Source organism: Stenotrophomonas rhizophila (assembly GCF_007667275.1).
Classification (GTDB): Bacteria; Pseudomonadota; Gammaproteobacteria; order Xanthomonadales; family Xanthomonadaceae; genus Stenotrophomonas; species Stenotrophomonas maltophilia_AE.
In genome coordinates this window covers 484,664-509,111 of sequence record NZ_VDQT01000002.1, presented here as the reverse complement: position 1 = coordinate 509,111, position 24,448 = coordinate 484,664, and the positions used below count along the sequence as shown (strand labels likewise).

The 24,448-nt window shown below is 63.9% G+C and carries 24 protein-coding genes, 1 tRNA gene and 1 pseudogene; 15 read left to right on the top strand and 11 right to left on the bottom strand.

Features of this window, described 5'->3' with window-relative positions; translation table 11 throughout:
* The first annotated feature begins 43 nt into the window (after nucleotides 1–43).
* From FSZ13_RS08365 to FSZ13_RS08350, 4 genes are all read left to right on the top strand, one after another.
* Nucleotides 44–1,213 carry a helix-turn-helix transcriptional regulator gene (locus FSZ13_RS08365; RefSeq protein ID WP_145479080.1) on the top strand — a complete coding sequence of 390 codons (1,170 nt, stop codon included), beginning with the start codon at nucleotides 44–46 and terminating at the stop codon, nucleotides 1,211–1,213.
* 141 nt (nucleotides 1,214–1,354) lie between these two features.
* A complete protein-coding gene (locus FSZ13_RS08360) occupies nucleotides 1,355–2,269 on the top strand; it encodes a hypothetical protein (protein WP_145479079.1) in 915 nt (304 codons plus the stop codon).
* Nucleotides 2,266–2,925, top strand: a complete 660-nt coding sequence (locus tag FSZ13_RS08355; RefSeq protein WP_145479078.1) for a hypothetical protein — start codon at nucleotides 2,266–2,268, stop codon at nucleotides 2,923–2,925. The genes FSZ13_RS08360 and FSZ13_RS08355 overlap by 4 nt, the downstream gene beginning before the upstream one ends.
* 11 nt (nucleotides 2,926–2,936) lie before the next feature.
* Nucleotides 2,937–3,923, top strand: a complete 987-nt coding sequence (locus FSZ13_RS08350; RefSeq protein ID WP_145479077.1) for a hypothetical protein — start codon at nucleotides 2,937–2,939, stop codon at nucleotides 3,921–3,923.
* A 196-nt stretch (nucleotides 3,924–4,119) separates the two neighbouring features.
* On the opposite strand, the gene FSZ13_RS08345 is transcribed toward FSZ13_RS08350, so the two are convergent.
* Nucleotides 4,120–4,404 (bottom strand): BrnA antitoxin family protein, encoded by a 285-nt coding sequence (locus tag FSZ13_RS08345; protein WP_145479076.1) that lies wholly within the window; start codon nucleotides 4,402–4,404, stop codon nucleotides 4,120–4,122.
* A 421-nt stretch (nucleotides 4,405–4,825) separates the two neighbouring features.
* On the bottom strand, nucleotides 4,826–5,596 hold the full coding sequence (locus FSZ13_RS08340; protein WP_145479075.1) for an oxygenase MpaB family protein: 771 nt from the start codon (nucleotides 5,594–5,596) through the stop codon (nucleotides 4,826–4,828).
* 197 nt (nucleotides 5,597–5,793) lie between these two features.
* Between FSZ13_RS08340 and FSZ13_RS08335 the strand changes: the two genes are divergently transcribed.
* The 3 genes from FSZ13_RS08335 (at nucleotide 5,794) to FSZ13_RS08325 (ending at nucleotide 8,867) form a co-directional block, all read left to right on the top strand.
* Nucleotides 5,794–6,714 carry an MBL fold metallo-hydrolase gene (locus FSZ13_RS08335; RefSeq protein ID WP_145479074.1) on the top strand — a complete coding sequence of 307 codons (921 nt, stop codon included), beginning with the start codon at nucleotides 5,794–5,796 and terminating at the stop codon, nucleotides 6,712–6,714.
* A 122-nt stretch (nucleotides 6,715–6,836) separates the two neighbouring features.
* A complete protein-coding gene (locus FSZ13_RS08330) occupies nucleotides 6,837–7,790 on the top strand; it encodes an alpha/beta fold hydrolase (protein WP_145479073.1) in 954 nt (317 codons plus the stop codon).
* A 150-nt stretch (nucleotides 7,791–7,940) separates the two neighbouring features.
* Entirely contained in the window at nucleotides 7,941–8,867 is a 927-nt protein-coding gene (locus FSZ13_RS08325; protein WP_145479072.1) for a hypothetical protein, read from the top strand.
* On the opposite strand, the gene FSZ13_RS08320 is transcribed toward FSZ13_RS08325, so the two are convergent.
* Both FSZ13_RS08320 and FSZ13_RS08315 read right to left on the bottom strand, forming a co-directional pair.
* Nucleotides 8,858–9,823, bottom strand: a complete 966-nt coding sequence (locus FSZ13_RS08320; protein WP_145479071.1) for a hypothetical protein — start codon at nucleotides 9,821–9,823, stop codon at nucleotides 8,858–8,860. The genes FSZ13_RS08325 and FSZ13_RS08320 overlap by 10 nt on opposite strands.
* A complete protein-coding gene (locus FSZ13_RS08315; RefSeq protein WP_145479070.1) occupies nucleotides 9,820–10,764 on the bottom strand; it encodes a LysR family transcriptional regulator in 945 nt (314 codons plus the stop codon). The genes FSZ13_RS08320 and FSZ13_RS08315 overlap by 4 nt, the downstream gene beginning before the upstream one ends.
* Before the next feature lie 101 nt (nucleotides 10,765–10,865).
* Between FSZ13_RS08315 and FSZ13_RS08310 the strand changes: the two genes are divergently transcribed.
* Genes FSZ13_RS08310 through FSZ13_RS08300 form a run of 3 tightly spaced genes read left to right on the top strand, consistent with a single transcriptional unit; the run spans nucleotide 10,866 to nucleotide 12,892 of the window.
* Nucleotides 10,866–11,195, top strand: a complete 330-nt coding sequence (locus FSZ13_RS08310; protein ID WP_145479069.1) for a nuclear transport factor 2 family protein — start codon at nucleotides 10,866–10,868, stop codon at nucleotides 11,193–11,195.
* Nucleotides 11,192–11,974 (top strand): SDR family oxidoreductase, encoded by a 783-nt coding sequence (locus FSZ13_RS08305; protein ID WP_145479068.1) that lies wholly within the window; start codon nucleotides 11,192–11,194, stop codon nucleotides 11,972–11,974. Before FSZ13_RS08310 ends, FSZ13_RS08305 begins: the two co-directional genes overlap by 4 nt.
* A gap of 51 nt (nucleotides 11,975–12,025) precedes the next feature.
* Nucleotides 12,026–12,892 (top strand): alpha/beta fold hydrolase, encoded by an 867-nt coding sequence (locus tag FSZ13_RS08300; RefSeq protein ID WP_260844125.1) that lies wholly within the window; start codon nucleotides 12,026–12,028, stop codon nucleotides 12,890–12,892.
* A gap of 91 nt (nucleotides 12,893–12,983) precedes the next feature.
* On the opposite strand, the gene FSZ13_RS08295 is transcribed toward FSZ13_RS08300, so the two are convergent.
* Nucleotides 12,984–13,253, bottom strand: coding sequence for a putative hemolysin (locus FSZ13_RS08295; RefSeq protein WP_145479067.1), 270 nt, complete (start codon nucleotides 13,251–13,253; stop codon nucleotides 12,984–12,986).
* Between the two features lie 188 nt (nucleotides 13,254–13,441).
* Nucleotides 13,442–13,921 (bottom strand): hypothetical protein, encoded by a 480-nt coding sequence (locus FSZ13_RS18715; RefSeq protein ID WP_260844124.1) that lies wholly within the window; start codon nucleotides 13,919–13,921, stop codon nucleotides 13,442–13,444.
* A gap of 432 nt (nucleotides 13,922–14,353) precedes the next feature.
* Here FSZ13_RS18715 and FSZ13_RS08285 point away from each other — a divergent pair, with 432 nt between their 5' ends.
* Nucleotides 14,354–14,923 carry a DUF4113 domain-containing protein gene (locus tag FSZ13_RS08285; protein WP_260844123.1) on the top strand — a complete coding sequence of 190 codons (570 nt, stop codon included), beginning with the start codon at nucleotides 14,354–14,356 and terminating at the stop codon, nucleotides 14,921–14,923.
* Nucleotides 14,924–15,119: 196 nt separating this feature from the next.
* Nucleotides 15,120–16,307: a hypothetical protein gene (locus tag FSZ13_RS08280; RefSeq protein ID WP_145479066.1), complete on the top strand. Its 1,188-nt coding sequence runs from the start codon at nucleotides 15,120–15,122 to the stop codon at nucleotides 16,305–16,307.
* 15 nt (nucleotides 16,308–16,322) lie between these two features.
* On the opposite strand, the pseudogene FSZ13_RS08275 reads toward FSZ13_RS08280, so the two are convergent.
* Nucleotides 16,323–16,865, bottom strand: a pseudogene (locus tag FSZ13_RS08275) (SOS response-associated peptidase family protein); the annotation flags it as partial.
* Nucleotides 16,866–17,106: 241 nt separating this feature from the next.
* On the opposite strand from FSZ13_RS08275, the gene FSZ13_RS08270 reads away from it, so the two are divergent.
* A complete protein-coding gene (locus FSZ13_RS08270) occupies nucleotides 17,107–17,367 on the top strand; it encodes a helix-turn-helix transcriptional regulator (protein WP_145479065.1) in 261 nt (86 codons plus the stop codon).
* 93 nt (nucleotides 17,368–17,460) lie between these two features.
* Here the strand turns inward: FSZ13_RS08270 and FSZ13_RS08265 are convergent, their stop codons facing one another.
* The 4 genes from FSZ13_RS08265 to dtd form a co-directional block, all read right to left on the bottom strand.
* Nucleotides 17,461–19,071 (bottom strand): GmrSD restriction endonuclease domain-containing protein, encoded by a 1,611-nt coding sequence (locus FSZ13_RS08265; RefSeq protein WP_145479064.1) that lies wholly within the window; start codon nucleotides 19,069–19,071, stop codon nucleotides 17,461–17,463.
* A 207-nt stretch (nucleotides 19,072–19,278) separates the two neighbouring features.
* Nucleotides 19,279–19,354: transfer RNA gene (locus FSZ13_RS08260), tRNA-Ile, on the bottom strand.
* Nucleotides 19,355–19,752: 398 nt separating this feature from the next.
* Complete coding sequence (gene rpoD, locus FSZ13_RS08255) at nucleotides 19,753–21,603, bottom strand: RNA polymerase sigma factor RpoD (RefSeq protein ID WP_145479063.1); 1,851 nt, start codon at nucleotides 21,601–21,603, stop codon at nucleotides 19,753–19,755.
* Between the two features lie 90 nt (nucleotides 21,604–21,693).
* Entirely contained in the window at nucleotides 21,694–22,134 is a 441-nt protein-coding gene (gene dtd, locus FSZ13_RS08250) for a D-aminoacyl-tRNA deacylase (RefSeq protein ID WP_145479062.1), read from the bottom strand.
* 72 nt (nucleotides 22,135–22,206) lie between these two features.
* Here dtd and FSZ13_RS08245 point away from each other — a divergent pair, with 72 nt between their 5' ends.
* Nucleotides 22,207–23,124 carry a lauroyl acyltransferase gene (locus FSZ13_RS08245; protein ID WP_145479061.1) on the top strand — a complete coding sequence of 306 codons (918 nt, stop codon included), beginning with the start codon at nucleotides 22,207–22,209 and terminating at the stop codon, nucleotides 23,122–23,124.
* 107 nt (nucleotides 23,125–23,231) lie between these two features.
* Nucleotides 23,232–24,368: a GTP cyclohydrolase II RibA gene (gene ribA / locus FSZ13_RS08240; RefSeq protein WP_145479060.1), complete on the top strand. Its 1,137-nt coding sequence runs from the start codon at nucleotides 23,232–23,234 to the stop codon at nucleotides 24,366–24,368.
* Nucleotides 24,369–24,448: the final 80 nt, after the last annotated feature.

The window sequence follows — 24,448 nt, the reverse complement described above, 5'->3', positions numbered from 1 at the left end:
CACGGTCACTCTCGCAACAGGGGAAAGGACAGGGAGCGTGTCGATGAAAGCGCCAGGAAACGGAGCTGCCCATTCCACGGACGCGTTGCTGGAAGCCCTGTACGCCTCCGTGCTTGAAGCCGGCCAGCTGGAGCATTTCAATGGCCTGCTGGCGCAGGCCACGGGCGCCAATATTGTTGCAGTACTCCGCCACGATGTTGATCACGGACAGGGCAATGTGGCGCTGATCCATGGTGCCGACGCTGACCGTTTCAATGCTGCGCTGGCAGAGCACGACCTGCATGACGACCCGTGGATCATCCGGGTGGTTCCACAACTGGCCACAGGCAAGGTGATCGACAGCGACACCCTGCTGCCCCGCCGGGAGATGCAGCAGACCGACGCGTTCAACCGCTACTACCGGCAGGTCGACGTCGGGCAGCAGGTCGCCTCCGTGGGACACTATGACGGCCGCAATTCAGTCACCCTGTCCATCTGCCGCGAAGTGGGCGCCAAAGCCTTCAGCGCATCGGAAACAGGGCTGCTGATGGCGCTGACGCCGCACTGGGTCAACGCGTACGCGATCCAGCGCCGGCTCAGCTGGCTGCAGCAGCGGGTGGGCACGCTGGAGCAGGCAGTGAACCGGTTGCCCACCGCCATGCTGCTGCTGGACAAAGAACAGTGCGTCGTCCGCATGAATGCCGCTGCCGAGCAGCTGCTCGTGAGAGGGTCGCTGCTGGCACTCCAGCGACGCCGACCCGTTGCCTCCTTCCAGCCACGTTCGCTGCAGGTCCTGCTCCAGCGCGCCTGCAAAGGCGTCGAGCAGAGCGGCAGGCTGCAGCGCTACGGCGGCACCGCTACGCTGGTGGACAGCCAGGGCAGAAGCGCACTTATCGCCCATGCCCATCCTGTTACCCCGTTGGCGGGCGATGGCAGCAACGAAACGGCCGTCGTCTTCCTGCAGCCGGTGGGTGTGTCCCTCACGCGCAACTTCAGGGACCTGCTGCAGACGCTGTTCTCGCTGACCTCCGCCGAAGCGGTGCTGGCCGAGGCCCTGTACCTGCACCCGGACCTGGCCGAGGCGGCCAGCCGTTCGGGCGTCACCACCGCCACGGCACAGACCCGCCTGAAGGTCATCTATGACAAGACCGGCGAGCGCGGCCAGACGGCGCTGGTCCGTCTGCTGAGCGCCGTGGCGGCTGCGGCACCGCTGTCGCCCGAAGCGGACGCCTGAACGCCGACATTGCGCTGCCCCCCGGCAATGTCAAGCCCCAAACAGGAGTGCCGTTTCCCCGCCGGCGCTGGAAATACTGGACCGCGATAGGGCGCTCTACAGGGGGAGCACGCCATGCGGGTGTCAAATGGATTGCCGCCGATGGTGCGGCTGCTGATGCTGTTTATTGCGGTGGCGTTTCTCAACGGGTGCGCGACGCATCGCGCCATGCCGGTTGCACCGGCGCCTGCGCCTTCCGCGTACGAGCCGATCACGGCCACACCGTCCGGCCTGACCGGCTACCGGCTCACGCGCAGCTTTGCCGGCCCGGACACCGTTCTGGAACCGGTGCCCACAGCAATGCTGTTGCTGGACGAAGGGTCGAAGGTCAATGCCAGGATCTGCGATGCATTCCTGCGCATTCCACCCACCGGCGCGGTGCTGGCGGAATCACTGGTCGACCCGAACCTCATCGTAACCCGCATGCCACTCACCACCCAGGCGCCAGACGCATCCCGCCTTGAAGACTGCGCGTATCTGCTCAGCATCTACGACTTCAAGCGCGCACGAACCTGGAAGGCCAAGCTGGGAATTGCGACCAGCGGTGCCATGTTCGTCGTCCTCTTCCCGTCTGGCGACGCAGGCGCGACACCCTTCCTTGCGCTGGATACCTCCACGTTGGGCGAAACTGAGCTCGACGGATTGGTGGAGAAGTGGCAGAGCGCGCTCGCGCTGGCATCAACGGAACTGCAACACCCCGTGCAGGCTCCAGCCGTGGGCGTCAGTGCGTCCAGCAGCTCGGCCTGCGACACGGTGGGGAAGACGGTGCGGGTGGTTTCACCAGTCTTGATCGCCATGGGCGCGGCTGCCCTGATCGCTGAGTATCCCGCGGTAGGCCTGGTGATCGGCACCTTCACCGCCAAGGATCCCACCGGCAGCGTGATCACCCACTTCAAGACGAGCATTTCCTCGCTATCGGACTTTCTGGGATCCCTCGCCGAAAGGAGTTGCAACGGCGTGCTCAATATCATCCGTACCCGGATTTTCGGGAACAGGGCCGGTGCATCGACGCCATGACGCCCGCCATCGTTTCCCGCCACGTTGCCAATTGGAGTGTCTCAAAGATGATCGTTCGTCGTCCTGTTGCAGCCATTGCCTTGACCGTCGTCCTCTCTCTGTCAGTCGACAGCGCCCTCGGGCAGACGGCACAGACGGCACAGACGGCACAGGGCGCACAAAGCTTCCTGCGCGAGCTCTTCGAGGATAAATCCAAGACAATAGGAACCTGGTTGGCCACGGCGGGACAGACACGCCTCATGGATGGTTCGACTGCGTTGCTGCTGATCAAAGTGGCTCAGCTCGACGACCGCGATGCGACGGGCAACAGCAACCCCTGCGTAACCACAATTCGCGGACTCGACTTCTCGCGCATATTGCTCGAGAGCAGCGGCGTGTTCTACAACCCGCAGGAGAGCCCCTTGCCGCCTTTCCCTGGCGTGTTCAGCACCCCGCAGTTCCTGGACTGGGGCAATTCGTCGATCATCAGGAGCGTCGGCGTCAACTCCGTATCGACTTGGTATGTTACGTCGGCCTCGTTTCGCATGAACGGCAGCAACGGCCCCACGGCGGCTTTCCGGATGTCGACGCAGGACGCGGACCTGGCCGACCGTATCGAGTACGCCATGAAATTCCTCAAGATGAGCTGCGAACCCGCCTCGACGACCGGCTTCTAGGAGAACTCCGCATGCGTATGTTTCTGCTTCTGGCCGGCTTCCCGCTGCTGCTTGTGCCGCTGCCAGTGCATGGTCAAGGTACCCCGCGACCGCTGAGCGCGCAGGAGATGCAGGCGCTGCGCGATGGCATCTCGGCCAAGCGGGCCAGCGTCGATGAGGAGGCGCGCGCAGCGGTCGCGCGTCGCCAGGCCCGGCTCCAGGCACACAAGGAGGATGAGGATGAGGATGAGTACTACGACGAGGGCGTGCTGCCTGCGGCACCCACGCCGGGCTTCGCCGACATCCTCGCTCACGGCGTGGGCGTGTTCCGGGATGAAATGGCAAAGAAAGACGCGGAGCAGGCCGCCATGCAGGCCAATCTTGACCGCATCCGCAAGCATGCAGAGGCCGCCGACCGGGAGCGGGAACAGCGTGCGCGCGAGGCCCAGGCGTTGGCTGCTCGCCAGCGTAGTGCTACCCAGTTGACGGTTGCCGTGCCGGGAGTAGTGACGCAAGCTCGCAACCTTCAGCTGCAGGCGGACGTCGCAGCCGAACGCGAGCGCCTGGCGGCAGCCAAGGTGAAGGCGCAGACCGTCGCGCAGGCCAATGACAAAGCAGTCGCGCCGGGTCGCCCACCAACAACGCCTCAGCATCAAGCCAGCAGGAACGCGGCCGCCGAGGCCGGGCGCGGCACCGAGGCGGCGCGGCTGCAAGCGCTCCGCCAGTCCGAGCAGAGCCTGCGCAGCAGTTTCGGAGGGCACGCCACGACGTGCATTGGCGGCGGCAAGGACGTGCTTTACCTGCAGTCGTCCCGGCCAGCGAAACTCGGTTGCAACGTCAGCTTCGAGGCCCGCTGCCCCGGCGTTCCAATGGGTGCCGGTGTGCGCTTCAGCCAGGCCAACTACATCGGGTCCAGCTGCATGGGCATCGGCGACAGCATTCGCATCGGTGCAATGGGGTGTCCCGCCCCGCAGGTGAGCATCAGCATGACGGGCGCGGACTGCGGCTCGGGCGGCTGACGACGTTGCCGGTGGGGTAGATACGCGTTCGGTAGTCACGTGCGCCTGCGCGACCCAGGCGGCGATCAGGTTCCCTGATTACAACGAATGTACGGGCTCGACGGCGGGGTTCTACTGCGCGTGGGCGGCGGTGGAAGTTCTGACAGGGCTGACCACGGCCTGGGGTGCCAGCACTGGCACCCCGTGTTCAGACAACCTACGCCTTCGCGCCACCGCTGCCTTTATGTGCAATCACCCAGTCTTGCAGCACTGCGTCGACCCTGGTCTGCCAGCCCGCGCCAGTTCCGCGGAATGCTTCCAGTACGTCCGCTGAGAGCCGGATCGTTATCCGCTCTTTGGTCTCCATGGCCTTGGGGCGGCGACGCAACGATTTCTGCAATGGCTCCGGCAGGTCATCCAACGTCACTGCGCGCTTGAAGTCAGCATCCGACCACTCCGGATTTTCGTAGTCAGGCATTTCGGCGTTTCCGTGCTTGTTCATCACATCAACTGCAGCTCAGTCTTGGAGCAGAAAAGCCACCCCGCCGTTGCCGGCGGGGTGGTTGCGCGTTCGGTAATCACGTGCGCTTGCGTGAATCAGGCTACGCGGAGAATGACTTCCTCGTCCTGATCGTAGTAATCAGCATTGGCGATTACAGTTTTTGCGCCGATTACGTCGGTCGCCTCTCGGGCTGTCCACATTGACTGCTCGCCACGTCGAAACCAGTGCAGCCCCTTCAGCTGGGCACCGCCGCGGGTGCACAGGTGGTGGAGCTGGCGGGAATCGAACCCGCGTCCGCAACGCATCCTCTCTGCTTCATACAGCCATAACCCGTTGCCAACGACTGCATTCGGGGTTTCTCGCCACACACGGCGAAGGCGTATTTGAAGATGCAGTGACCCGTGCTGCTTTCAGATTTCGCTCATGCTGTCTGCCGGCGCAGCTCACGGAGGAAGTAACGCGCCGGAAGGTGTCGCAACCAGCGCGGCTGCAGCCAGTACAGCCGCGGCGCCCAGCGCCGGAAGCGCGCCCAGCGCCGCTCGTCCTTCGCGGTCCACGGCAGCGCGAACATCTGCCTGACCTGCGGCGGCAACAGGGCGCGGGTGACGAACGCCTGCAGCGGCAGCGCCGGGCGCAGGTACCACGGCGCACCATTGCCCAGCACGGCGTGCAGGTAGGTGCGCACTTCCTCATCCACGCACAGCTCCACCTGCCGGCTCTCCCACCACGCGTCGAAGGCGTCCGCCGTGGCCGGCCACTGGTCGTCCGCCACCTGCAGCGTGCTTCCGAAGGCCCACGCCTCCCGATACAGCGGCTCGCGGCTGGCCGCCGGGATCGGGCCGACGAACAGTTCATGCATCTCAAGCCCGCCCCGGTGCAGCGTGGCCGCGACCCACAGCTGAAGATCACGGTCGAATGCGTTGTAACCCTCGCCCTGCACCGGGACGTGGGCGCGGTTGACGTGGCGGGCGATCGTGGCCCGGTCTTCGTCCGTGCCCAGCGACACCGCATAGATGTAGCTCATCGTGGCGCGCAACCGCGAAAACGGGCGTCGCAGTGTCTGGCTGTGCCGTGCCACGCCACGCCCCACACCCGGATAGGCGAGCTGCCACGCCACGGCCGCACCTGCACCGAAATAGATGTAGGACTCGATGTTGATGTCGGCCAGGCGGACGGGGGGCGGGGTGGGCATGCGCCGAGTCTAGTCAGCCGCACGTGGTACGCGTGTAGACACGTCTCCCGCCGCATTGCTGCCTGATCGGCAACACCGTGGTCCCGCGTGCGGATCTACTGCGGCAGCCCCGGCCTGCCTAGGCTGGTATTGCCCGGCCTGTCGCCGTAGCTGACCTCAATACCCCTGCCCGCCAGCCGCTTCCCGGAGAATCCCCCATGTTTACGCTCGACACCCCCGTAGCGCCGCCCGCCCCCGCCCTCGATGAACTGGTTCCCTCGCGCTATGCGCTCAAGGTGGGCGATATCGAGGTACTGGTGGTCAGTGACGGCGTGCTGCCGTTGCCCACCCAGATGCTGGGCCACAACGTCAGTGCCGCCGAACGCGCGCCGTGGTTTGAACACATGTACCTGCCAGCCGACGCGCTGGACTGGGCGTTGAACGTGATGGTGGTTCATAGCGGCGATCGCAGCATCCTGATCGACGCCGGCCTGGGCATGGATCCGGACCTCAACCTGCCCCGCGCCGGCCAACTGATCCGCCGCCTCGGCGCGGCCGGCATCGCCCTGGATGAAATCACCGATGTGGTGATCACCCACCTGCACATGGACCACATCGGCGGCCTGCTGGTGGACGGGGTGAAGGAACGGCTGCGGCCCGACCTGCGGATCCACGTTGCAGCGTCGGAAGTGGAGTTCTGGAAGTCGCCCGACTTCAGCCGCACCAACATGCCCCCGGGCTTCCCGGACGCGCTGCGCGCCACTGCCCTGCACTTCCTGGCGGAGTACGGCGACTACCTGCGCACCTTCGACGACCAGCAGGAGATCGCAACGGGCGTGACTGTGGTTCGCACCGGCGGCCACACCCCGGGCCACAGCATCGTGCGGGTGGCGTCCGCCGGCAACGCACTGACCTTCGCCGGCGATGCCATCTTCGCCGTCGGCTTCGACCAGCCGAATTGGTACAACGGTTTTGAACACGACCCGGAAGAAGCGGCCCACGTTCGCCTGAAGCTGTTGAACGACCTGGCCGGCACCGGAGAAATGCTGGTGGCTACCCATCTTCCGTTCCCGTCGATCGGCCGAGTTTCAGTGGACGGCGACGCGTTCCGCTGGGTGCCGGTGTTCTGGGACTTCTGAGCCCGCCTGCTGGATTGGACCCGCGGTCAAGTTTGAAGGACTGCAAGCCATTCCGCGTCCAGCCGCGGGGTCCAAAGTAGCGCCTGTCGCATCCCTCCCCACTCTTCGCAGGTAACCACCCCATGAACACCCTCAACCGTGCGCTGGCCGCAACAGCGCTTGCCCTCGCCGTCCAGATCAGCGCCACCGCACTCGCCGCCGAGCCGGCGCGCCCGACCGCCGTTGCCAGCACCGCGCGCACGCCCAACTACATCACCACCGCCGATGGCGTACAGCTTTACTACAAGGACTGGGGCCCGAAAGATGGCCCGGTGGTGACCTTCAGCCACGGCTGGCCGCTGAACTCGGACAGCTGGGACGCGCAGATGATGTTCCTGGCCGAGCACGGCTACCGCGTGGTCGCGCACGACCGCCGCGGTCACGGGCGCTCCAGCCAGCCGTGGGACGGCAACGACATGGACCACTACGCCGACGACCTGGCGACGGTGATCAACTCCCTCGACCTGAAGGACGTGACCCTGGTCGGCTTCTCCACCGGCGGTGGTGAAGTGGCGCGCTACATCGGCCGCCACGGCACCGGCCGGGTCAAGAAGGCCGTGCTGATCAGCGCGGTGCCGCCGTTCATGCTGAAGACGGCCGACAACCCGGGCGGCGTCCCGATCGAGGTCTTCGACGGCATGCGCAAGGCACAGCTGGAGAATCGCGCGCAGTTCTACAAGGACGTTCCCAGCGGTCCGTTCTACGGCTTCAACCGCCCCGGTGCCAAACCCAACCAGGCCATGATCGACGCGTGGTGGGTACAGGGCATGCAGGGTGGACAGAAGAACACCTATGACTCGATCGCGGCGTTCTCGGCCACCGACTTCCGCGGCGACCTGAAGCGCTTCAACGTGCCGACCCTGATCATCCATGGCGATGATGACCAGGTGGTGCCGATCGACGTGGGCGGTCGCATGTCGGCCAAGCTGATCCCCGGCGCCAAGCTGATCGTGTATCCGGGAGCGCCGCACGGGCTGACCGAGACCCACAAGGACAAGGTCAACCAGGACCTGCTGACGTTCCTGCAGCAGAAGTAATGTCGCGTTCGGCCATTGGCCGCCGTGTTGCGCAAGGCGCCGGATGCAGGTCCGGCGCCTTCTTTTTGCCTACGCACACGCAGGGTAAGCGCTTATGGCAATGCTGGCGCGTTCGTCCCAGAGTGACCCGACAAAAATCCGGGCGATACCATGGACGACATGGCACAGATACGCATCACCTATGACGGCCCGGCGCTCGCCGCACACGAGATGGACGCCAGGGAACTGGCCCCTGCCTTGGTGGCGATGGCCGACCTTCTGGATACCAGCGTTCGCGCACTCCAAGGCGATCGCGCCAAAGCACAGATCAATGTAAAGGGCTCTTTCAAGACAGGCAGCTTCAGTGTCGACTTCACGACCTCCGTCAGCTTGCTGCAGGCCGCGAAGGACATCTTTGCTGGCAAGGGCATGACCGCCATTGCCAACGCCACTGCTGTGCTGACTGCACTGGGCCTGGCGGCGAAGACCGGATACACCGGCGTCGCCCAGGTGCTGCAATGGCTGCGCGGGCGCCGGATCACCCACGTAGAGATGACGGAAGAAGGACAGGTCACGCTTCATTCGGGTGAGGACGCCGTTGTGGTGGAGTACCCGGTGTTGGTACTGCTACGCGATATTCCGGTCCGCCAGGCCTTCGACCGTGTTCTCGCCCCGCTGGACCGGGAAGGAATCGACACATTCGCTGCGGGTGACGACCACTCATTCACGTTGATCGTGCGGGAGGAAGAACGCAGGTACTTCTGCGCGCCGACCGGTCCGGACGAGCCACTCCTGGAAGACACCCGGACGATGGCGTTCTCCATCGTGTCGCTGGCCTTCAAGGAAGACAACAAATGGCGGCTGTCAGATGGGAATCACACCATCAACGCAAGAATCTCCGATGCAGCGTTCCACTCCGCCGTGGACGCCAATGAGGCGTCGTTCTCGAAAGGTGACGTGCTGATCTGCGAGGTGAAGGTCACCCAGTGGCACACCCAGCACGGCGCCAAGACCGACTATGAGGTGATCCGCGTGATCGAGCATCGCCGCGCGGCGAATCAGATTGCGCTGCCTGGCATGCACCAGGCTCAGCGCTGAGTAGGCAATCCGGGTGTTGCGTTCCCTGGAGGCTTCTGCCTCGCCGCTTCTTCCTTCAGCACTTCCTCGTAAAACGCCCGTTCGCGGGCTGCGACAGCGGCCTGGTCGCGCGTGTCCTCCTCGCGGTTGAGGCGATCGATCTCCATGTACTCGGCCCATGTCTCCGGCGATATGGTTTCGAGCCGATTGTCCGCGCGCAGCTGCAGCGACGCGGCGGGTGCCGTGGCCACGGCGAAGTTATCCATCAGCCACTGCTGCCGCACTTGCGGTGACGCATTCATCAGGTCGGGTTCGGCGTAAGTGTCCATCGGCAATATCTGCTCGGCCAGCGTCTGCTGGGAGGAAATGCGTACCAGCCTTACGACCAGGCGCTCCTGCTCTCGATCCTTCTGGTACACGGCGACGACATCGCCCTGGATCAGGAGCACGTACCAGTACCCTGCGATCGGGTAGACATGGAAGGGCCTGTGGCGAACCAGCAGCAGATTGCTGCCCTCATCGTAAAACGCCGACCATCCCGACGGCGCCGGGTCGGGCGCGCAGTCGATGCTGCTTTTCATGATCTTCTGAAGATGCACCTCACCGCCACTGGCGGAGAGCCTCGTCGCCCAGCAGCGCGCGCCGGTGTCGTTGTGGGATGCCAGCAGGATGGAGGAGTCATCCAGCACCACCACGTCGCTGTGCACGACCGCATCCTTCAGTGCTTCCGGATCCTGCAGCAGCGCTGCGAATCCAGCGTCGGACAGCTTCTCGCCGTCAACGTACAGGTCATAGCGGGTGTACTTCCGGTATTCGCTGACATTGATGTCCAGCGTGCTCTGCGTCACCGCCACGACCTTCAGCGGATCGGCGGACAACACGGTCTCGCGACTGGTCCTTCCGCACGCTCCCAGGAGCAGCGGCACGGCGACGAGAAGGGTGGCCATGCGCGACAACGCGCTGATGCTGGCGCTCATGAAACTCCGGGGTGCTGGGAAGGCGAGGCATGATCGTCACCGCCAAGGTCGCGGTCGAGCAGGCAATCGATGAAGGCGCGCAGCGCAGGACGCAGGTAACGCCTGCTGGAATAGTACAGATACAGGCCCGGCACCGTAGGCGACCAGTCGGCCAGCACGCGCCGCAGCCGCCCATCGCGCAGGGCCTCGGCGATGCCGTCGTCATTGTAGGCGTACAGGATGCCCAGGCCCTGCAGCGCGGCGGGCACCACGATGTCCTGGTGGTTGGAGATCAGCGGGCCCTCGCCGACGTACTCGGCGCGCCTGCCGCGCTTGGTGAATTCCCATCCCGCCACCTTTCCGCTACCCGGGAAACGCCAGTTGATGCAGGCGTGGTTACCGAGGTCATCCGGTGTCCTGGGCTCACCAGACCTGGCGAGGTAGTCGGGCGACGCCACCGCCAGCAATTCGATGTCCGGCGTCAGCCGCACCGCCACCATGTCCTTCTGCAGGCGCCCACCCACACGGATCCCGGCGTCGAAGCCCTCACCGGCGATATCGGCCAGGCCATCGTCGATCACGATGTCCAGCACCACCTCCGGATGCGCCTGCGCGAACCGGCCCAGGCGCGGGGCGATCACCTTCTTCGCCGCCATGCTCAGCGTGTTGATGCGCAGCGTGCCCGCCGCGCGCGCATTGGCACCGACTGCTTCGGCCACCGCTTGGTCCATGTCGCGCAGCATCGGCGCTATGCGCTCATGCAGCCGGCGCCCGGCTTCGGTCGGCGACACGCTGCGGGTGGTCCGGTTCAACAGGCGAACGCCCAGGCGGGATTCCAGCTGGCGGATGACCTGGCTCAGGGCCGAGCGGGATAGGCCCAGATGATCGGCCGCCCGGGCAAAGCTGGTGCGATCCACCACCGCCACGAAGGCCTTCAGTTCCGCGAATTCAGCGCCGCGCATTGTGCACTGTTCCCTACATGGTCTGATCCGATCATAGGCGATTCTCTTACCCTCCATAACGGCTCACGCTTGCTCTACCCCGAGCCCACTGGAGCACTGTGATGCACGACCTGAACCTGCCCGAGCCGATAGCCGCCTACTTCCTGGCCGACAGCCAGGACGCCGCGGCCGTGGCCCGATGCTTCACCCGCGATGGGGTGGTGCTGGACGAGGGCCATGCCCATGCCGGGCCTGCGGCCATCGAGGCGTGGAAGACCGATGCCTCCGCCCGCTACAGCTACACCGCCACGCCGCACGCGCTGGAGCAGCATGGGCGCAGCTACCTGGTCACCAGCACCGTGGCGGGCAACTTCCCCGGCAGCCCGCTGGACCTGCGCTACGCCTTCACCCTGGAGCGCGGAAAGATCGCCCGGCTGGAGATCGCGGCATGAACTTCGATCTGGAACTGACCGGGAAGCGCGTGCTGGTTACCGGCGGCACGCGCGGGCTGGGCGCGGCGGTGGTCGAGCTGCTGGCGGGGCTGGGCGCACGCGTGGTGGCAACAGCGCGCACCTTGCCGCGCGCCCCCATCGAGGGTGTGCATTACATGGAAGCAGATCTCGCCAGCGCTGAAGGCGCGCGCCAGGCCGGCGAGGCGATGCTGCACCACCTCGGCGGCATCGACGCGCTCATCAACGTGGTGGGCGGCTCATCGGCACCTGCCGGCGGGTTCGCCGCGCTGGATGATGCCGAATGGGCCAACGCGCTGGACCTCAATCTGATGTCCGCGGTGCGGCTGGATCGCGCACTGCTGCCGGCGATGATCGCGCGGGGGTCCGGCGTGATCCTGCACGTCACCTCGATCCAGCGCACCCTGCCGCTGCCCGAGGCGACCACCGCCTATGCCGCCGCGAAGGCCGCTTTGTCCACCTACAGCAAGGCGCTGTCCAAGGAAGTCACGCCGAAGGGCGTGCGGGTAGTGCGGGTCGCCCCGGGCTGGATTGAAACCGAAGCCTCGGTCGCCTTCGTCGAACGTATCGCGGCCGAAGCACGGACCGATTACGAAGGCGGCAGGAAGCGCGTCATGGACGGTCTGGGCGGCATCCCGCTCGGGCGACCGGCGCAGCCGCGCGAAGTGGCCGACCTCATCGCGTTCCTGGTCTCGCCACGCGCGGCTTCGATTTCGGGCACGGAGTACACCATCGACGGCGGGACGGTGCCTACGGTGTGAGGTACGCAGGTCCGGGGAGATTTGGACTCCGGATCAAATTATCAGGACTTTATGCGACCGATCGTGCACGCGTCGCCGGCAAAGTACCCCTGCCGGCCAACGCCGCCCCCGCAATCCCACCGTCCCGAGGAGTCGTCCATGTTCAAGCTCATCCCTGCAGTGCTCGCGGTCGCCCTGGCGGCCGCCCTCTCCCCCGCCCAGGCCAGCGATGCCGTGCGCGACCAACCGGTGCACAACGTCGTGCTGGTGCATGGCGCCTTCGCCGATGGCAGCGGCTGGCGTGGGGTGTACGACGACCTGACCGCGCGTGGCTACCACGTGTCGATCGTGCAGAACCCGCTGACCTCGCTCGCTGACGACGTGAAGGCCACCCAGCGCGTGCTGGATCGTCAGGACGGGCCGGCCATCCTGGTCGGGCATTCGTGGGGCGGCACAGTGATTACCGAAGCGGGTGTGCACGACAACGTTGCCGGGCTGGTCTACGTCTCGGCGCTGGCGCCGGATGCGGGCGAGACCACGGCGCAGCTGTACACCGGTTTTGCGCCCACGCCTGAGTTCGTGATCGAAACGGGAAGCGACGGTTTTGGCTTCATCAAGCCCGACAAGTTCAAGGCAGGCTTTGCGCATGACACCACCGATGCGGACGCGGCATTCCTGCGTGATTCGCAGGTGCCGATCAACATGTCGGCGTTTAGCACTAAAGTGACGCAAGCGGCGTGGCGCACCAAGCCGAGCTGGGCGGTGATCGCCACTGAAGACAAGGCGTTTGATCAGGCGATGCTGGTCCACATGGCCGAACGCATCAATGCGCGCATCACCAAGGTGCCGGCCAGCCACGCGGTCTTCATGACCCAGCCCAAGGTGGTGGCCGATACGATTGATCGTGCGGCCAAAGAGGTCGGGAAGAACATCAAGTAGGCCGCTCACGATCATCGGCTGTGAGGCACGGGTAGCGCCGGACCGTTGGTCCGGCTGAAGCCAGCTGGCTTCCGCTTGGCGGCGCGGAACTCTAGCTGGGCTTCTTCGGTGCGTCCCGCCGGAACAGCTCCCACTCATCGATGCGTTTGCCGTCCGGCAAGTGGCAGATACCCCGCTCGTTGCCATCCCGATCCTTCTCGATCATGACCTTGCCACCGCGCTTCACGCAGTACTCGGACGCCGGATTGGCCATGCCAACAGGCACGCCATTCTCGCGTGCCTCCTGGTTCTGCTGGGAACACCCTGCTGCTCCGGCAACCGCGATGGCAGCAGCGAGCAAGGCGACATTGATACGACGCATGAGCCATCTCCAGAACTGCCCTAGTGGCTCAGGAGTGTGGAACCGGAGTTGTGAACGCTCTGTAGCAGCAACACCGGTAGCGCCGGACCGTTGGTCCGGCGACTCTCCACCCAGCCCGCGACAACATGCGCGGGCCGCACTGCCGTCATCTGCGTCGCAGCTGGGCAGTCACCGACATCTGCAGGACCCTAGTGCACCGCCGCAGCAGCCTTGGTGGCCTCCGTAACAGCCGCAGGCGTCAGCGGCGAGTTGCAGACATCCACAACGGAGATCAACGCCAGCAGGTTCCTGATGGTCAGATCTTCCACGGTCCCCGGGCAGTGCGCCAGGATGTCGATCAGCGCCAGCAGCTCCACGATGCGCAGATCATAGATGCGCAGCAGCTCCCGGATGACCCGGAACAGATCCGTCCTGGATACATCGTCCACGCCGATCAACCGGTTGACCAAGGTACCCGGTGCGTGAGGGTGTGCGCTGCGGGTGGAGTGAATGGCACCAATGACATCGCTGAGCGTAAGCGACTCGAACGGCGTGTCGTTGGCAGTCAGATGCTCTTCGAGCGTAAGCCAGGTGGAGCTCCCCCACTCCAGGGTATCGGCGATCTGGCCGAAGTAGTGGGTGAAGTCGACGGATGTGCGCGTAGGCGCGGTGAGATTTTCGGATGACATGGCGGGATTCCTCAGTTGAGTTGAGATCCAGCGCCCTGCAACGGGCTGGGCGCTGATGCGCCTTGCTTTTCGGGCTGCAAATCCCGGCCACCGATTTTGCGGTGACGATGCCATCCTGATTCTTGAGAGTGCCGCGCGTCAACGCGGCGGACATCAATCTGTGCGCGGGGTATCAGCGGCCCCCACGAAATGTGAAGCGTGCACTGGCGTCGCCGGCCTTTCGCGACATGGGGCTTGCCACAACTCTCCACGCGATACACGTATGCAGGGGAGGCTGTTCGTGGAGGCGTTGGGCGGCGCTCGGCGCCCAAGCTGATCCACATCGGGATCAGGACCGCCGCAGGCCTGCGCGACGCGCCGCCTGACGACATCTTGGCCACCTTCGGGGTAACCCTCGCTCTCACCCGGCGGGAGCTGCAGGGGCACCCGTGCATGGAGCTGGAAGAAGTGGAGCCGGATCGGCAGCAGATCATGGTCAGCCGCTCGTTCGCGGATCGGGTGGCCGACCACGATGCCATTGCCCAGGCGCTGGCCACCTTTGCGGTCCGGGCCTGCGAGAAGCTGCGCGCTCGCGGGCTGGTGGCCTCCGGCCTGTGGGTGTTTGCACATTCCGACACGTTTCGACCCGAGCTGCCCCAGCACAACGCGACGCGATCAGTCGTATTGCCGGCGGCGACCTCGGACACCACGCTCGTGCTGGGGACCGTGAGACAGATGCTCGGCGGCCTGCTGAGGGACGGAATCGGCTGCAAGAAGGCCGGAGTCGCATTGCTGGACCTGGCCAAGCCCCACGACCTGCAGGCCGACCTGTTCAGCCCGGCCGTTGCTGGAAACGATGCGCTGATGGCGACCCTCGATCAGATCAACCGGAAGTTCGGCCGCGGCGTGGCCGGGCTCGGTGCGTCCGGATGGAAGGAGAACCCAGTTTGGGGCATGCGCCAGCACATGCTTTCGCCCAACTACACGCGCTCGTTCGACGAATTGCCTCGCGTACGATGCTGATTGGCCGCGTCGCCCAATGGAATGCCAAACTCGATTTCTCGCCAGTGGGCCGTGGCACCCCCGGTGCGGACTCGCCTCATCAGATTCCGGGGTAGTCTACCCCTACCAATAAGTGAACTAAGGGGGGGGTATGCAACCGTGGGAACGGCGTCTAAACGATCTTTGGCTGATTCTTAAGCGATGCCATGAAACCTACATGGAGCCGGAGCTCTTTCGGCTCAACATCAATCAGTTCCTACAGACATCTCGCACAGTCACGTTCATAGTTCAAAAGAACAAAGACTCCATTCAAAATTTTGATGCATGGTACCAACCAATTGTTGCGAGCTGGGCGCGCGACAAGGTGATGGACTGGGCCAAAGATTCCCGCAATAAAATTGAAAAGGAAGGCGATCTAGCCCTCCATAGCACGCTGGATTTGACGTTGTTCTGGTCATACATTGTCGAGCATGACACCAAAATTTCGACCAGTCGAAGCGACCTGCTTCAGGCGGGAACAAAACGCCTTATCAGGCTTGCACGAAAAATGCTCCCGTCAGGGCTGATCAAGTCGTCAGCTGTGAGAATTGAACGCAGCTGGGTGGCCAATTCGCTTCCGGATTGGGAGATCCTACATGCCTTCAACTACATCTACAGCACCCTCTATCGGCTGTGCATGGATTTTTCCATACTCGCAGGCGCCGCTATAGATTCAGCGGTCCCGGATCCAGCGGAGTTGCAGTCGGCGAAGGATGCTGCTCGAAGAATTAGCTATTTAAAGCTCTCAGACCTCGAAATACACTCTCAAAGAACAAAGAAAATACGTTTCAAACGCGATGAAATTTCTGATGCGCGGATGAAGCTCATCGAGCCATTCAAAGGCGCAATGACTGAGCCAAAGACCATGGATGAAATGTTCGATGTCCTTTGCACAATGGCATCGTCCACTTTCGAATTCGATGGCTATCATGTCCCGATGATGTTCTTCTACGGCGATGACATGCGCGCCATCGACATGATGTCCATGCACTACAGCGATCGAGTTGATAAGTACATCTTTTGGCGAAGTGCCGCAGAGCGGATGATCGCGACAAAAGCAAGAGTAGTTGCAACCATCGGAGAGGCTTGGATCAGGGACATGAGTCGCTACAGTGACTCCGAGGGAATTGACGCTCTCCCAATCATTGGCGAGCGGCTCTTCGTCACGGCATTGGATGCTTCTGGAAACTATCGGACCGCGAGTTGGGACATTGCGCGGCAGAGCGCGGATTCAAAGCCCACGCTTACAAAATGCAAGCCTGACAAGCACGATGACGATACCCCGTTCTACTATGCCCCCATCCTTCACGCGCTCGGCCTGCCCTATTCGAAGCAGATTGCTGCAGAGCTTCGTCCGGGCAGCTGACAGAAAAAGCTCAAACTAGGCAGCCAAGCGGTGCTCGTAGAACGGTTGCCGCTTATCGTCGAAGATGGCGTACAAAGCGCCAACGTTGGCCGGGTCGGGATTGAGCCAGGCGTCGACGTGCTCAGGCTTGATGTTGATGATCGTCCGATCGTGGCAGGCGGCGGCGACCTCGGGCTCGGGGTCATCGGTAATCGCGGCGAAGGACAGTAGATCTGGCTCTACGCCGGCGGGATCGACCCAGTGCGACCACAGGCAGGCCACCAGCATGGGATCGCCCGTGCGAGGCGTGAACTGCAGGACCTGGTTGCCGCCGCCCGGCCCTTCCACGTTCTCGTAGAAAGTGTCCACCACCATGAGCGCGTGCGTGTGCCCGAACGCCGGACGCCAGAACCCCTCCAGACTGTCACGTCTGGCGTTGTAGGTGCCGGGATACCGCTGGTCGTAGCTGGCGGGCTTCCCGGCCAGCCGACACTGGTAGCGCATCGGCTTCACGACTCGCTTGCCGCCCTCCGACACGATGGCGGTGCCGTAGACCCCGGGGTAGATCCGCGAATCCCTTGCTGCGTGGAGCGCCAAGCCGCATACGATGCATGGCGGAACTATGCGCTCGCGCTAGTCGACGTTTCAGCACCACCGGCCTGCACGGCCGCCCAGAGAGCGACTACAAGGTTGGGCCAGGCGCTGTTCGGGGACCCGACCCTTGACCTGACGCGAATCGCCGACATGGTAGTCAGCGCGCGAGCCACAACGCCGGAGGCGTTTCTGCCCGTGCAACTTAGCGAAGTGGAGGAACCCAAAGATGGGCGCGGCTGAACTCATTCCCGAAGTCCAGCTGCGGCTCGAGCAGCTGGAAGCCCAGACTGGCATGAAAAAGAGCTACATCTACCGCGAAATGGCGAAGGGCACCTTCCCACGTGCGCAGAAAATCGGGGGCTGCACGAGATGGCACCAAAGTGACGTTCAGCGCTGGATTGAGGCTATGCGCACCGCATCTTCATGGCATGCTGGACAATTGGATCGAATGGAAAGCGTCGATGGACCCGAGCGTCGCCGCATATAGGATCCATCGACAACATCCAAACCGTTGAGAGCGAGAGAACCTCTGGAAGTCTCCGATGCGCCCCTCTACTCTCCGTAGCCACCGCGTCGCCACTCAGACGAGTGGCGCGGATGGCGGAAGGGGCGGAAGGGGCGGAAGTCGGCATAGCGTTCTCGCGTACCCCATAAGCAACTGTGCACGCCGGACGACGAAGTCGTTGTAGTCGTCGTTGAAAAGCTCGGGCGGCACCAGTGCCCGCTCGAGTATTTCCGCATGGTCAACGGGCATCTTCGTCTTGTACACAGACGGCGGGTCTCCCCCGAGCGCACGGTTGTCGGCTCTTGAAAGGAAGGCGTAGTTCGCAAGAATGCCCTCATCGTGAGTGTCTTGTCCGCTTGAACGCAAAAAGGCCTTGGGCATCAGATGATGATACTCAGCACGATTGCTGGCTTTAAGAGTCTTGGCTAGGTCGACCGCTATGCCGGACTTGAATGACAACGGCCCCCTTGTCGCCAACATCAGAATGAAAGTCTTCGTGTTTACATTGCCCATGCCAAAGGAATTCTCCATGAAGAACTCCTTCTTGACGTCGGCGGAAAAATTCCCAAGATTGCTTGTACCCTGCTCGCGCAGCAGCCGCATTTCCTCAATGTCTACATTGAGGCTGCGCAATACACCCGAGCTGTAGCGCTTGGTGAACGCAGAGCGCCAGAACCATTGGTTAATTTGCTTACGCTGGGAATCGGAGATCGTTGCCTCAGAGTTGCCAGGGACCGCGAAGAACACTGACAGTGGAACTAGTACCGTTGTAAAAGGCAAATTCGCAATACTTTCGGCCGCGAAGTTCGCCCGGACATAGTCAACGGCGTAGCGAACACCGTTCATAACGGTTTGGAAATTCTCTCGCACCTTATTGCCGTTCAGCGACATCAGCGCGCCAGGGGAAGCGTCTCCGGTGAGCACGGCGGAGCAACACCTGAGTAGCAGGTTGCTGTCCCCGCCCACTCCTTCGAAGCCAAAAGGAGAAAGTTCCTCGGTTAGATCTTTGAACGCCTCCTGCAGTTGAAAGTCTTCACTCCACGTCCATGCAGAGAGCAACTGAAGGGTGTCGAGCTCAACGCCCTGACGATTGACCCTTTCAAATATAATCGCAACGGTCGCCTTGTCCTCCGTTTTCGAGACTTGCACGGGAATCTGTGTCTGCTGAAAAGCCGTGTATACCAAGTCAATGCGCCGCACCTTCTCTTCCGGCAAGGTGCTGGTTGCGCGCCTGAATTCTGCTGGATCGAAGAGCGTACGAATTGGGAAATAGCGAGTACCAGCAGCCTCGGCGGGAGACAGCGCAACAAAAAGTGTGTCCTGGGCGCTGTCTTCTGCTTCGGTGTCGAAGTAGATGTCAGTCCATGTTGGGCTACTCCCTGCAGGCAAACTTGTCTGAAAAGTGCCGAAGATCGATGTAATTCTCTGCTGACCATCGAGCACGTAGTCGACTGGATAGTCTTCTCTTGGCTCTGGCAACTTGAATGGCCCTAAGTCACGTTCAACCAGCAGCTTCTCTTTCGTACGCCAGAACAACAACGAACCGAACGGATACCGCTTGTAGATTGAATCCATGAGGTATGCGACCCGGTCAGGCTCCCATACATAGCCCCGCTGGAAGGCCGGAACGCGGATCTGCCCTTTGGCGACCTGAGCAAGGATCTCCGGAATGCTGATGTGCTCCATACGATGACGCTCCTTAAGGAAGATGAAGATATTACTTGGCAGACTTCCTTTTGTCCGGCCGCCTACTTACAGGGCGAGGCGGCTGTGTCCGGATACCAACGGCCGCACAGTTGGATGCCTACGCACCTGATGGACGTGACGAACGGGCACCGTGAGAGCAACCTTGACGAGACCAACGCTACGGTCGAACCTAAGTACCTGATTCCATGGTGGGCCCAGAAGGATTCGAACCTTCAACCAAAGGATTATGAGTCCTCTGCTCTAACCGTTGAGCTATAGGCCCTGTGCGGTTGCACAGTGTAGTGGAGGCGAAGCAGGGCTTGCTACTGGGGACGGGCGGAAGCAGGGCGTGCTGCGCCCCACTCCAGGGGCTTTGGCGGGCGTTCGGGCCCGTGGAACGCTTGAGGTAGCCAGTACGACATGGCGCCAATGGCCTGATCAGCGCGGCAAGGCGCCGGGGCGGGCAAAGAGCGATCTTCGGTTGGGGTCATGCGTTACCGTGCCGATGGGCGAGGTCGGCGGTCGTTTGGGAACCGACCCTACCCATTGAGCGTATTGCGTGCCCCGACCGGCGCGCCGCGCCGGCGCGATACGGCAAGCCTGATCCGTCCATCGCTGGCGGCAGCCCATGAAAAAACCCCGCCGAAGCGGGGTTTTTTCATTTACGCGACTGCCTGGCAATCAATCGATGTCCAGGAAGCTGCGCAGCTGCTCGGAGCGGCTCGGGTGACGCAGCTTGCGCAGCGCCTTGGCTTCGATCTGGCGGATGCGCTCGCGGGTGACGTCGAACTGCTTGCCCACTTCCTCGAGGGTGTGGTCGGTGTTCATGTCGATGCCGAAGCGCATGCGCAGCACCTTGGCTTCCCTCGGGGTGAGGCCAGCCAGCACGTCACGCACGGTTTCCGACAGGTTGATGTTGGTGGTGTTCTCGATCGGGGACTCCACGTTGGTGTCCTCGATGAAGTCGCCCAGATGGGAATCCTCGTCGTCGCCGATCGGGGTTTCCATCGAGATCGGCTCCTTGGCGATCTTCATCACCTTGCGGATCTTGTCTTCCGGCATGTCCATTTCCTTGGCCAGCTCCTCCGGCGTGGCCTCGCGGCCGTACTGCTGGAGCATCTGGCGGGAAATGCGGTTCAACTTGTTGATCGTCTCGATCATGTGCACCGGAATACGGATGGTGCGCGCCTGGTCGGCGATCGAACGGGTGATGGCCTGGCGGATCCACCAGGTCGCATACGTGGAGAACTTGTAACCGCGGCGGTACTCGAACTTGTCCACGGCCTTCATCAGGCCGATGTTGCCTTCCTGGATCAGGTCGAGGAACTGCAGGCCACGGTTGGTGTACTTCTTGGCGATGGAGATCACCAGGCGCAGGTTGGCCTCGACCATTTCCTTCTTGGCCTTGCGCGCCTTGGCTTCGCCGTAGGCCATGGCCCGGCTGATTTCCTTCAGCTCTTCCAGCTCCAGCGAGGTGCTCTTCTCGATGTCGATGGTGGACTGCTGTTCGGCAATGATCTGGTCCTTCACGTCACGCAGTGCCGAGGACCACTTCTGCTTGCGCTTGAGTGCGTCTTCCACCCATTCCAGGTTGGTCTGGTTGCCTTCCCAGGAACGGATGAAGTCCTTGCGCGGCATGCGGGCGGTGACCGTGGCCAGGTTCAGCACGCGGCGCTCGTGGCCCTTGATGTCGGCCATGACGTCGCGCAGCTGCTTGACCAGCACGTCGGTCAGCGGCAACGGCAGCTTCAGGGTGACGAAGATCGCGGCCATGTCGTCGCGCAGCTTGGCCAGCGGCTTGCGGTCGGCCTTGGCGGCCGCCTTCTTGAAGGCGGCGTAGGCCGCAGCCAGGTCGGCCATGCGACGGGCGACTTCTTCCGGATCCGGACCGGTCGGGCCGGCTTCTTCCTCGACGTCGTCGCCATCTTCTTCGTCGGCGTCTTCGTCGGCATCGGCGTCATCGCTGGTGTCTTCAGCCACGACCGGGGCCGGAACCTCTTCCACCAGGTCGTTGAAGCCGACGATCACTTCGGCCAGGCGCTTCTTGCCTTCCTTGTGGGCTTCGTAATCGGACAGCAGCGATTCGACCGACACCGGGAAGGTGCCGAGCGCGGCCTGGACCTGGCCCAGGCCTTCTTCGATACGCTTGGCGATGGCGATTTCGCCTTCGCGGGTCAGCAGCTCGACGGTACCCATTTCGCGCATGTACATGCGCACCGGGTCGGTGGTGCGACCACCTTCGGTGTCGAGCGCGCTCAGCGCGGCGGCAGCTTCTTCGGCCGCGGTGTCATCGACTTCGCGGTTACCGGTGTTGCCGTCGTTGAGCAGCAGGGTTTCGGCATCGGGCGCCACTTCATGGACATCGATGCCCATGCCGTTGATCATGCCGATGATGTCTTCGATCTGCTCCGGGTCGACAATGTCGTCGGGCAGGTGGTCATTGACTTCGGCGTAGGTCAGGTAGCCCTGTTCCAGGCCCTTGCTGATCAGAAGCTTGATGTCGTTTTGCTGGGCAGGACGTTCGTTGGCCATGTAGTGCTCGCGCCACCGGCAGGGATAGGGAATAGAACCTAGCATTATACCAGCCCAGCTCCCCTTCTGGCCCGGGCGGTGGTCCCGGGGTCAGGGTCTGAGCAGGAAAGTCACTGGACCATCGTTGACCAGGCTGACAACCATATGGGCGCCAAACTGGCCGGTTTCCACCCCCGAAACATGCTTTTGACGACAGATCTCGACCAACCTGTTGAATCCACGTTCAGCCTCGGCGGGCGGCGCGGCGGTACTGAAGCCCGGGCGCATGCCACTGGAGGTATCGGCGGCCAGTGTGAACTGGCTGACCAGCAGCAGGCCGCCCCCTGTCTCCCCCAGGGATCGGTTCATTTTCCCGCTCTCGTCTGCAAACACACGGTAACCCAGCAGCCGATCGGCCATCCGCCGGATCTGCGCCTCGGTGTCCCCCGGCTCCATGCCCACCAGGGCCAGCAGCCCCGGCCCGATCTGCCCGACGATGGCCTCGTCCACGCGGACGCTGGCCTGGGTGACACGCTGGATGAGGACGAGCATGGCGGACGGTTCCGGTAGGGGGGGCGGCCTACCTTAGGGGTTGGGGCCGCGCACCGGCTAGACTTTGCCCCGATGAAACCGCAAACCACCGCCCGCCTGGCCTACCGCGCCGCTGCCCTGTTCACCCGCCTGCCCTGGTCCTGGCTGCGCGGCTTCGCCCACGCGCTGGCCTGGCTTTGGATCACCCTGAACGCCCGCGAGAGCCGGGTGACCCGCCGCAACCTGGAGCTGGCCTACCCCGAGCTGTCGGCCGAGGCGCGATCGGCCCTGCACAGGGCGGTACTGCGCTCGACCGCCCTGCAGGCGGTGGAAACCCTGCGCCTGTGGACCCGCCCGCGCGAGCAGAACCTGGCCCTACTCACCGAGCGCCACGGCGAGGCGCTGTACGACGCGGCGCTGGCCAGCGGCAAGGGGGTGATCGTGGCCGCCCCGCACTATGGCAACTGGGAGCTGCTGAACCAGTGGCTGGCCTCGCGCGGGCCGATCGCCATCGTCTACAAGGCGCCTGACGAGGCCGTGGGCGACGAATTCCTGCAGCTGGTACGCGGCGGCAGCAACGTGCAGCAGGTGCGGGCCGAGGGGCCGGCCGTGCGCCAGCTGTTCAAGGTGCTCAAGGATGGCGGCGCCACCGGGATCCTGCCGGACCAGCAGCCCAAGGCCGGCGATGGCGTGTTCGCCCCGTTCTTCGGGGTGGAGGCGCTGACCATGACCCTGGTCAACCGGTTGGCCGAGCGCACCGGCGCCACCGTGCTATACGGCTGGTGCGAGCGCACCGGTCCGGGCATGCAGTTCGCCCTGCACATCACGCCGGCCGACGCCGCCGTGGCCGATCCTGACCCGCGCACGGCCGCCAGTGCGCTTAATGCCGGGATCGAGGCGATCGCCCGCCGCGATCCGGCCCAGTACCAGTGGACCTACAAGCGTTACACGCTGCGCCCGCCGCAGAGCGACGAAGTGGACCCGTACGCCACCGAGGAACATCCTCATTAGGTGCCGCCTCATTAAAAGCCGCCACATCGATTGAAAGCCGGAGTGCGACGCTGCGTCGCGCCGGCCGCGATTGATTCGGCGCCTCCCGACCCCACTCTGAAACCACGATGTCCCCCACGGCCCCTGCCATGTCCCCAGCTGCTTCTTCCCCGTTCGGCGATCCGGCCGCGATCCGCTGCGAGCGCGCGGTAGCCGAACTGCGCGCCGGTCGCCCGGTGGTGATCGACGACAGCCATGGCCAGCGCCTGGCCTTCATCGCCCTGGACAGCAGTACCCGCAGCAGCTACAGCGCGTTCGCCGAGGTCGCGGCGGGGCAGCATTACCTGTTCCTCACCGCCACCCGCGCGCGGGTGCTGGGGGTGGCCGCCGAGCACGGCGCGCGGGTGCCGCTGGCCGGGATCGACTTCGATGCCCTGCCTTCGCTGAGCTACCTGCGCGAGCCTGAGCCGATGCCGGCCGGGTGGACCGCCGGCCAGGCGCTGGACGACGGCGCCGTGGAGATCGCCCGGTTGGGCCTGCTGCTGCCGGCCATGGTCGGGGTGCTGCTGGCTCCCGGGGACAGCCGCTTCGACAGCTGCGCCCAGGTGTCGCTGTGCGACCTTGCGCAGGGCGCCGAGCAGGCCGCCCACGCCTACGAGCTGGTGGCACGCTCGCCGGTGCCACTGCGCGAGGTCGGCATGACCGAATTTGCGGTGTTCCGCGGCGGGGTGGCCCAGCGCGACCAGGTCGCGATCATCGTCGGCACCCCCGACCTTGCCGGGGTGGTACCGGTGCGCGTGCACTCCTCCTGCCTGACCGGCGACCTGTTCGGTTCGCTCAAGTGCGACTGCGGCGACCAGCTGCGGCGTGGCCTGCGCAAGCTCAAGGAGCTGGGTGGCGGCGTACTGCTGTACCTGGACCAGGAAGGCCGAGGCACCGGCATCGCGGCCAAGATGCGCGCGTACGGCTACCAGCACGACGGGCTGGATACCATCGATGCCGACGCGCAGCTGGGCTTCGGCGCCGACGAGCGCCGCTATGGCAGCGCGGTGGCGATGCTGCAGGGCCTGGGCGTGCAGCGCGTGCAGCTGCTCAGCAACAACCCGACCAAGGCCCAGCGCCTGCGCCACGCCGGCATCGAGGTGGTGGACTGCGTGCCGGTGACCGGCGACATCACCGCCGAAAACGAGCACTACCTTCGCACCAAGGCCGAGCGTGCCGGCCACCTGCTGGACGTGGACGCGCTGATCCAGGCGGCGCAATAGCCCACGCCAACCTGCTACCGTCTGCGCGACGGGCGCAGCCAAGCTGACGTGGGCGCCCGGCATGTTTCCTCCTGCCGAGC

What these genes read in the sequence shown, in the direction of transcription:
- FSZ13_RS08365 (WP_145479080.1), top strand. Translation starts at nt 44, where the DNA reads ATGAAAGCGCCAGGAAACGGAGCTGCCCATTCCACGGACGCGTTGCTG.
- FSZ13_RS08360 (WP_145479079.1), top strand. Translation starts at nt 1,355, where the DNA reads ATGGTGCGGCTGCTGATGCTGTTTATTGCGGTGGCGTTTCTCAACGGG.
- FSZ13_RS08355 (WP_145479078.1), top strand. Translation starts at nt 2,266, where the DNA reads ATGACGCCCGCCATCGTTTCCCGCCACGTTGCCAATTGGAGTGTCTCA.
- FSZ13_RS08350 (WP_145479077.1), top strand. Translation starts at nt 2,937, where the DNA reads ATGCGTATGTTTCTGCTTCTGGCCGGCTTCCCGCTGCTGCTTGTGCCG.
- FSZ13_RS08345 (WP_145479076.1), bottom strand. Translation starts at nt 4,404, where the DNA reads ATGAACAAGCACGGAAACGCCGAAATGCCTGACTACGAAAATCCGGAG.
- FSZ13_RS08340 (WP_145479075.1), bottom strand. Translation starts at nt 5,596, where the DNA reads ATGCCCACCCCGCCCCCCGTCCGCCTGGCCGACATCAACATCGAGTCC.
- FSZ13_RS08335 (WP_145479074.1), top strand. Translation starts at nt 5,794, where the DNA reads ATGTTTACGCTCGACACCCCCGTAGCGCCGCCCGCCCCCGCCCTCGAT.
- FSZ13_RS08330 (WP_145479073.1), top strand. Translation starts at nt 6,837, where the DNA reads ATGAACACCCTCAACCGTGCGCTGGCCGCAACAGCGCTTGCCCTCGCC.
- FSZ13_RS08325 (WP_145479072.1), top strand. Translation starts at nt 7,941, where the DNA reads ATGGACGACATGGCACAGATACGCATCACCTATGACGGCCCGGCGCTC.
- FSZ13_RS08320 (WP_145479071.1), bottom strand. Translation starts at nt 9,823, where the DNA reads ATGAGCGCCAGCATCAGCGCGTTGTCGCGCATGGCCACCCTTCTCGTC.
- FSZ13_RS08315 (WP_145479070.1), bottom strand. Translation starts at nt 10,764, where the DNA reads ATGCGCGGCGCTGAATTCGCGGAACTGAAGGCCTTCGTGGCGGTGGTG.
- FSZ13_RS08310 (WP_145479069.1), top strand. Translation starts at nt 10,866, where the DNA reads ATGCACGACCTGAACCTGCCCGAGCCGATAGCCGCCTACTTCCTGGCC.
- FSZ13_RS08305 (WP_145479068.1), top strand. Translation starts at nt 11,192, where the DNA reads ATGAACTTCGATCTGGAACTGACCGGGAAGCGCGTGCTGGTTACCGGC.
- FSZ13_RS08300 (WP_260844125.1), top strand. Translation starts at nt 12,026, where the DNA reads ATGCGACCGATCGTGCACGCGTCGCCGGCAAAGTACCCCTGCCGGCCA.
- FSZ13_RS08295 (WP_145479067.1), bottom strand. Translation starts at nt 13,253, where the DNA reads ATGCGTCGTATCAATGTCGCCTTGCTCGCTGCTGCCATCGCGGTTGCC.
- FSZ13_RS18715 (WP_260844124.1), bottom strand. Translation starts at nt 13,921, where the DNA reads ATGTCATCCGAAAATCTCACCGCGCCTACGCGCACATCCGTCGACTTC.
- FSZ13_RS08285 (WP_260844123.1), top strand. Translation starts at nt 14,354, where the DNA reads ATGGAGCTGGAAGAAGTGGAGCCGGATCGGCAGCAGATCATGGTCAGC.
- FSZ13_RS08280 (WP_145479066.1), top strand. Translation starts at nt 15,120, where the DNA reads ATGGAGCCGGAGCTCTTTCGGCTCAACATCAATCAGTTCCTACAGACA.
- FSZ13_RS08270 (WP_145479065.1), top strand. Translation starts at nt 17,107, where the DNA reads ATGGGCGCGGCTGAACTCATTCCCGAAGTCCAGCTGCGGCTCGAGCAG.
- FSZ13_RS08265 (WP_145479064.1), bottom strand. Translation starts at nt 19,071, where the DNA reads ATGGAGCACATCAGCATTCCGGAGATCCTTGCTCAGGTCGCCAAAGGG.
- rpoD (WP_145479063.1), bottom strand. Translation starts at nt 21,603, where the DNA reads ATGGCCAACGAACGTCCTGCCCAGCAAAACGACATCAAGCTTCTGATC.
- dtd (WP_145479062.1), bottom strand. Translation starts at nt 22,134, where the DNA reads ATGCTCGTCCTCATCCAGCGTGTCACCCAGGCCAGCGTCCGCGTGGAC.
- FSZ13_RS08245 (WP_145479061.1), top strand. Translation starts at nt 22,207, where the DNA reads ATGAAACCGCAAACCACCGCCCGCCTGGCCTACCGCGCCGCTGCCCTG.
- ribA (WP_145479060.1), top strand. Translation starts at nt 23,232, where the DNA reads ATGTCCCCCACGGCCCCTGCCATGTCCCCAGCTGCTTCTTCCCCGTTC.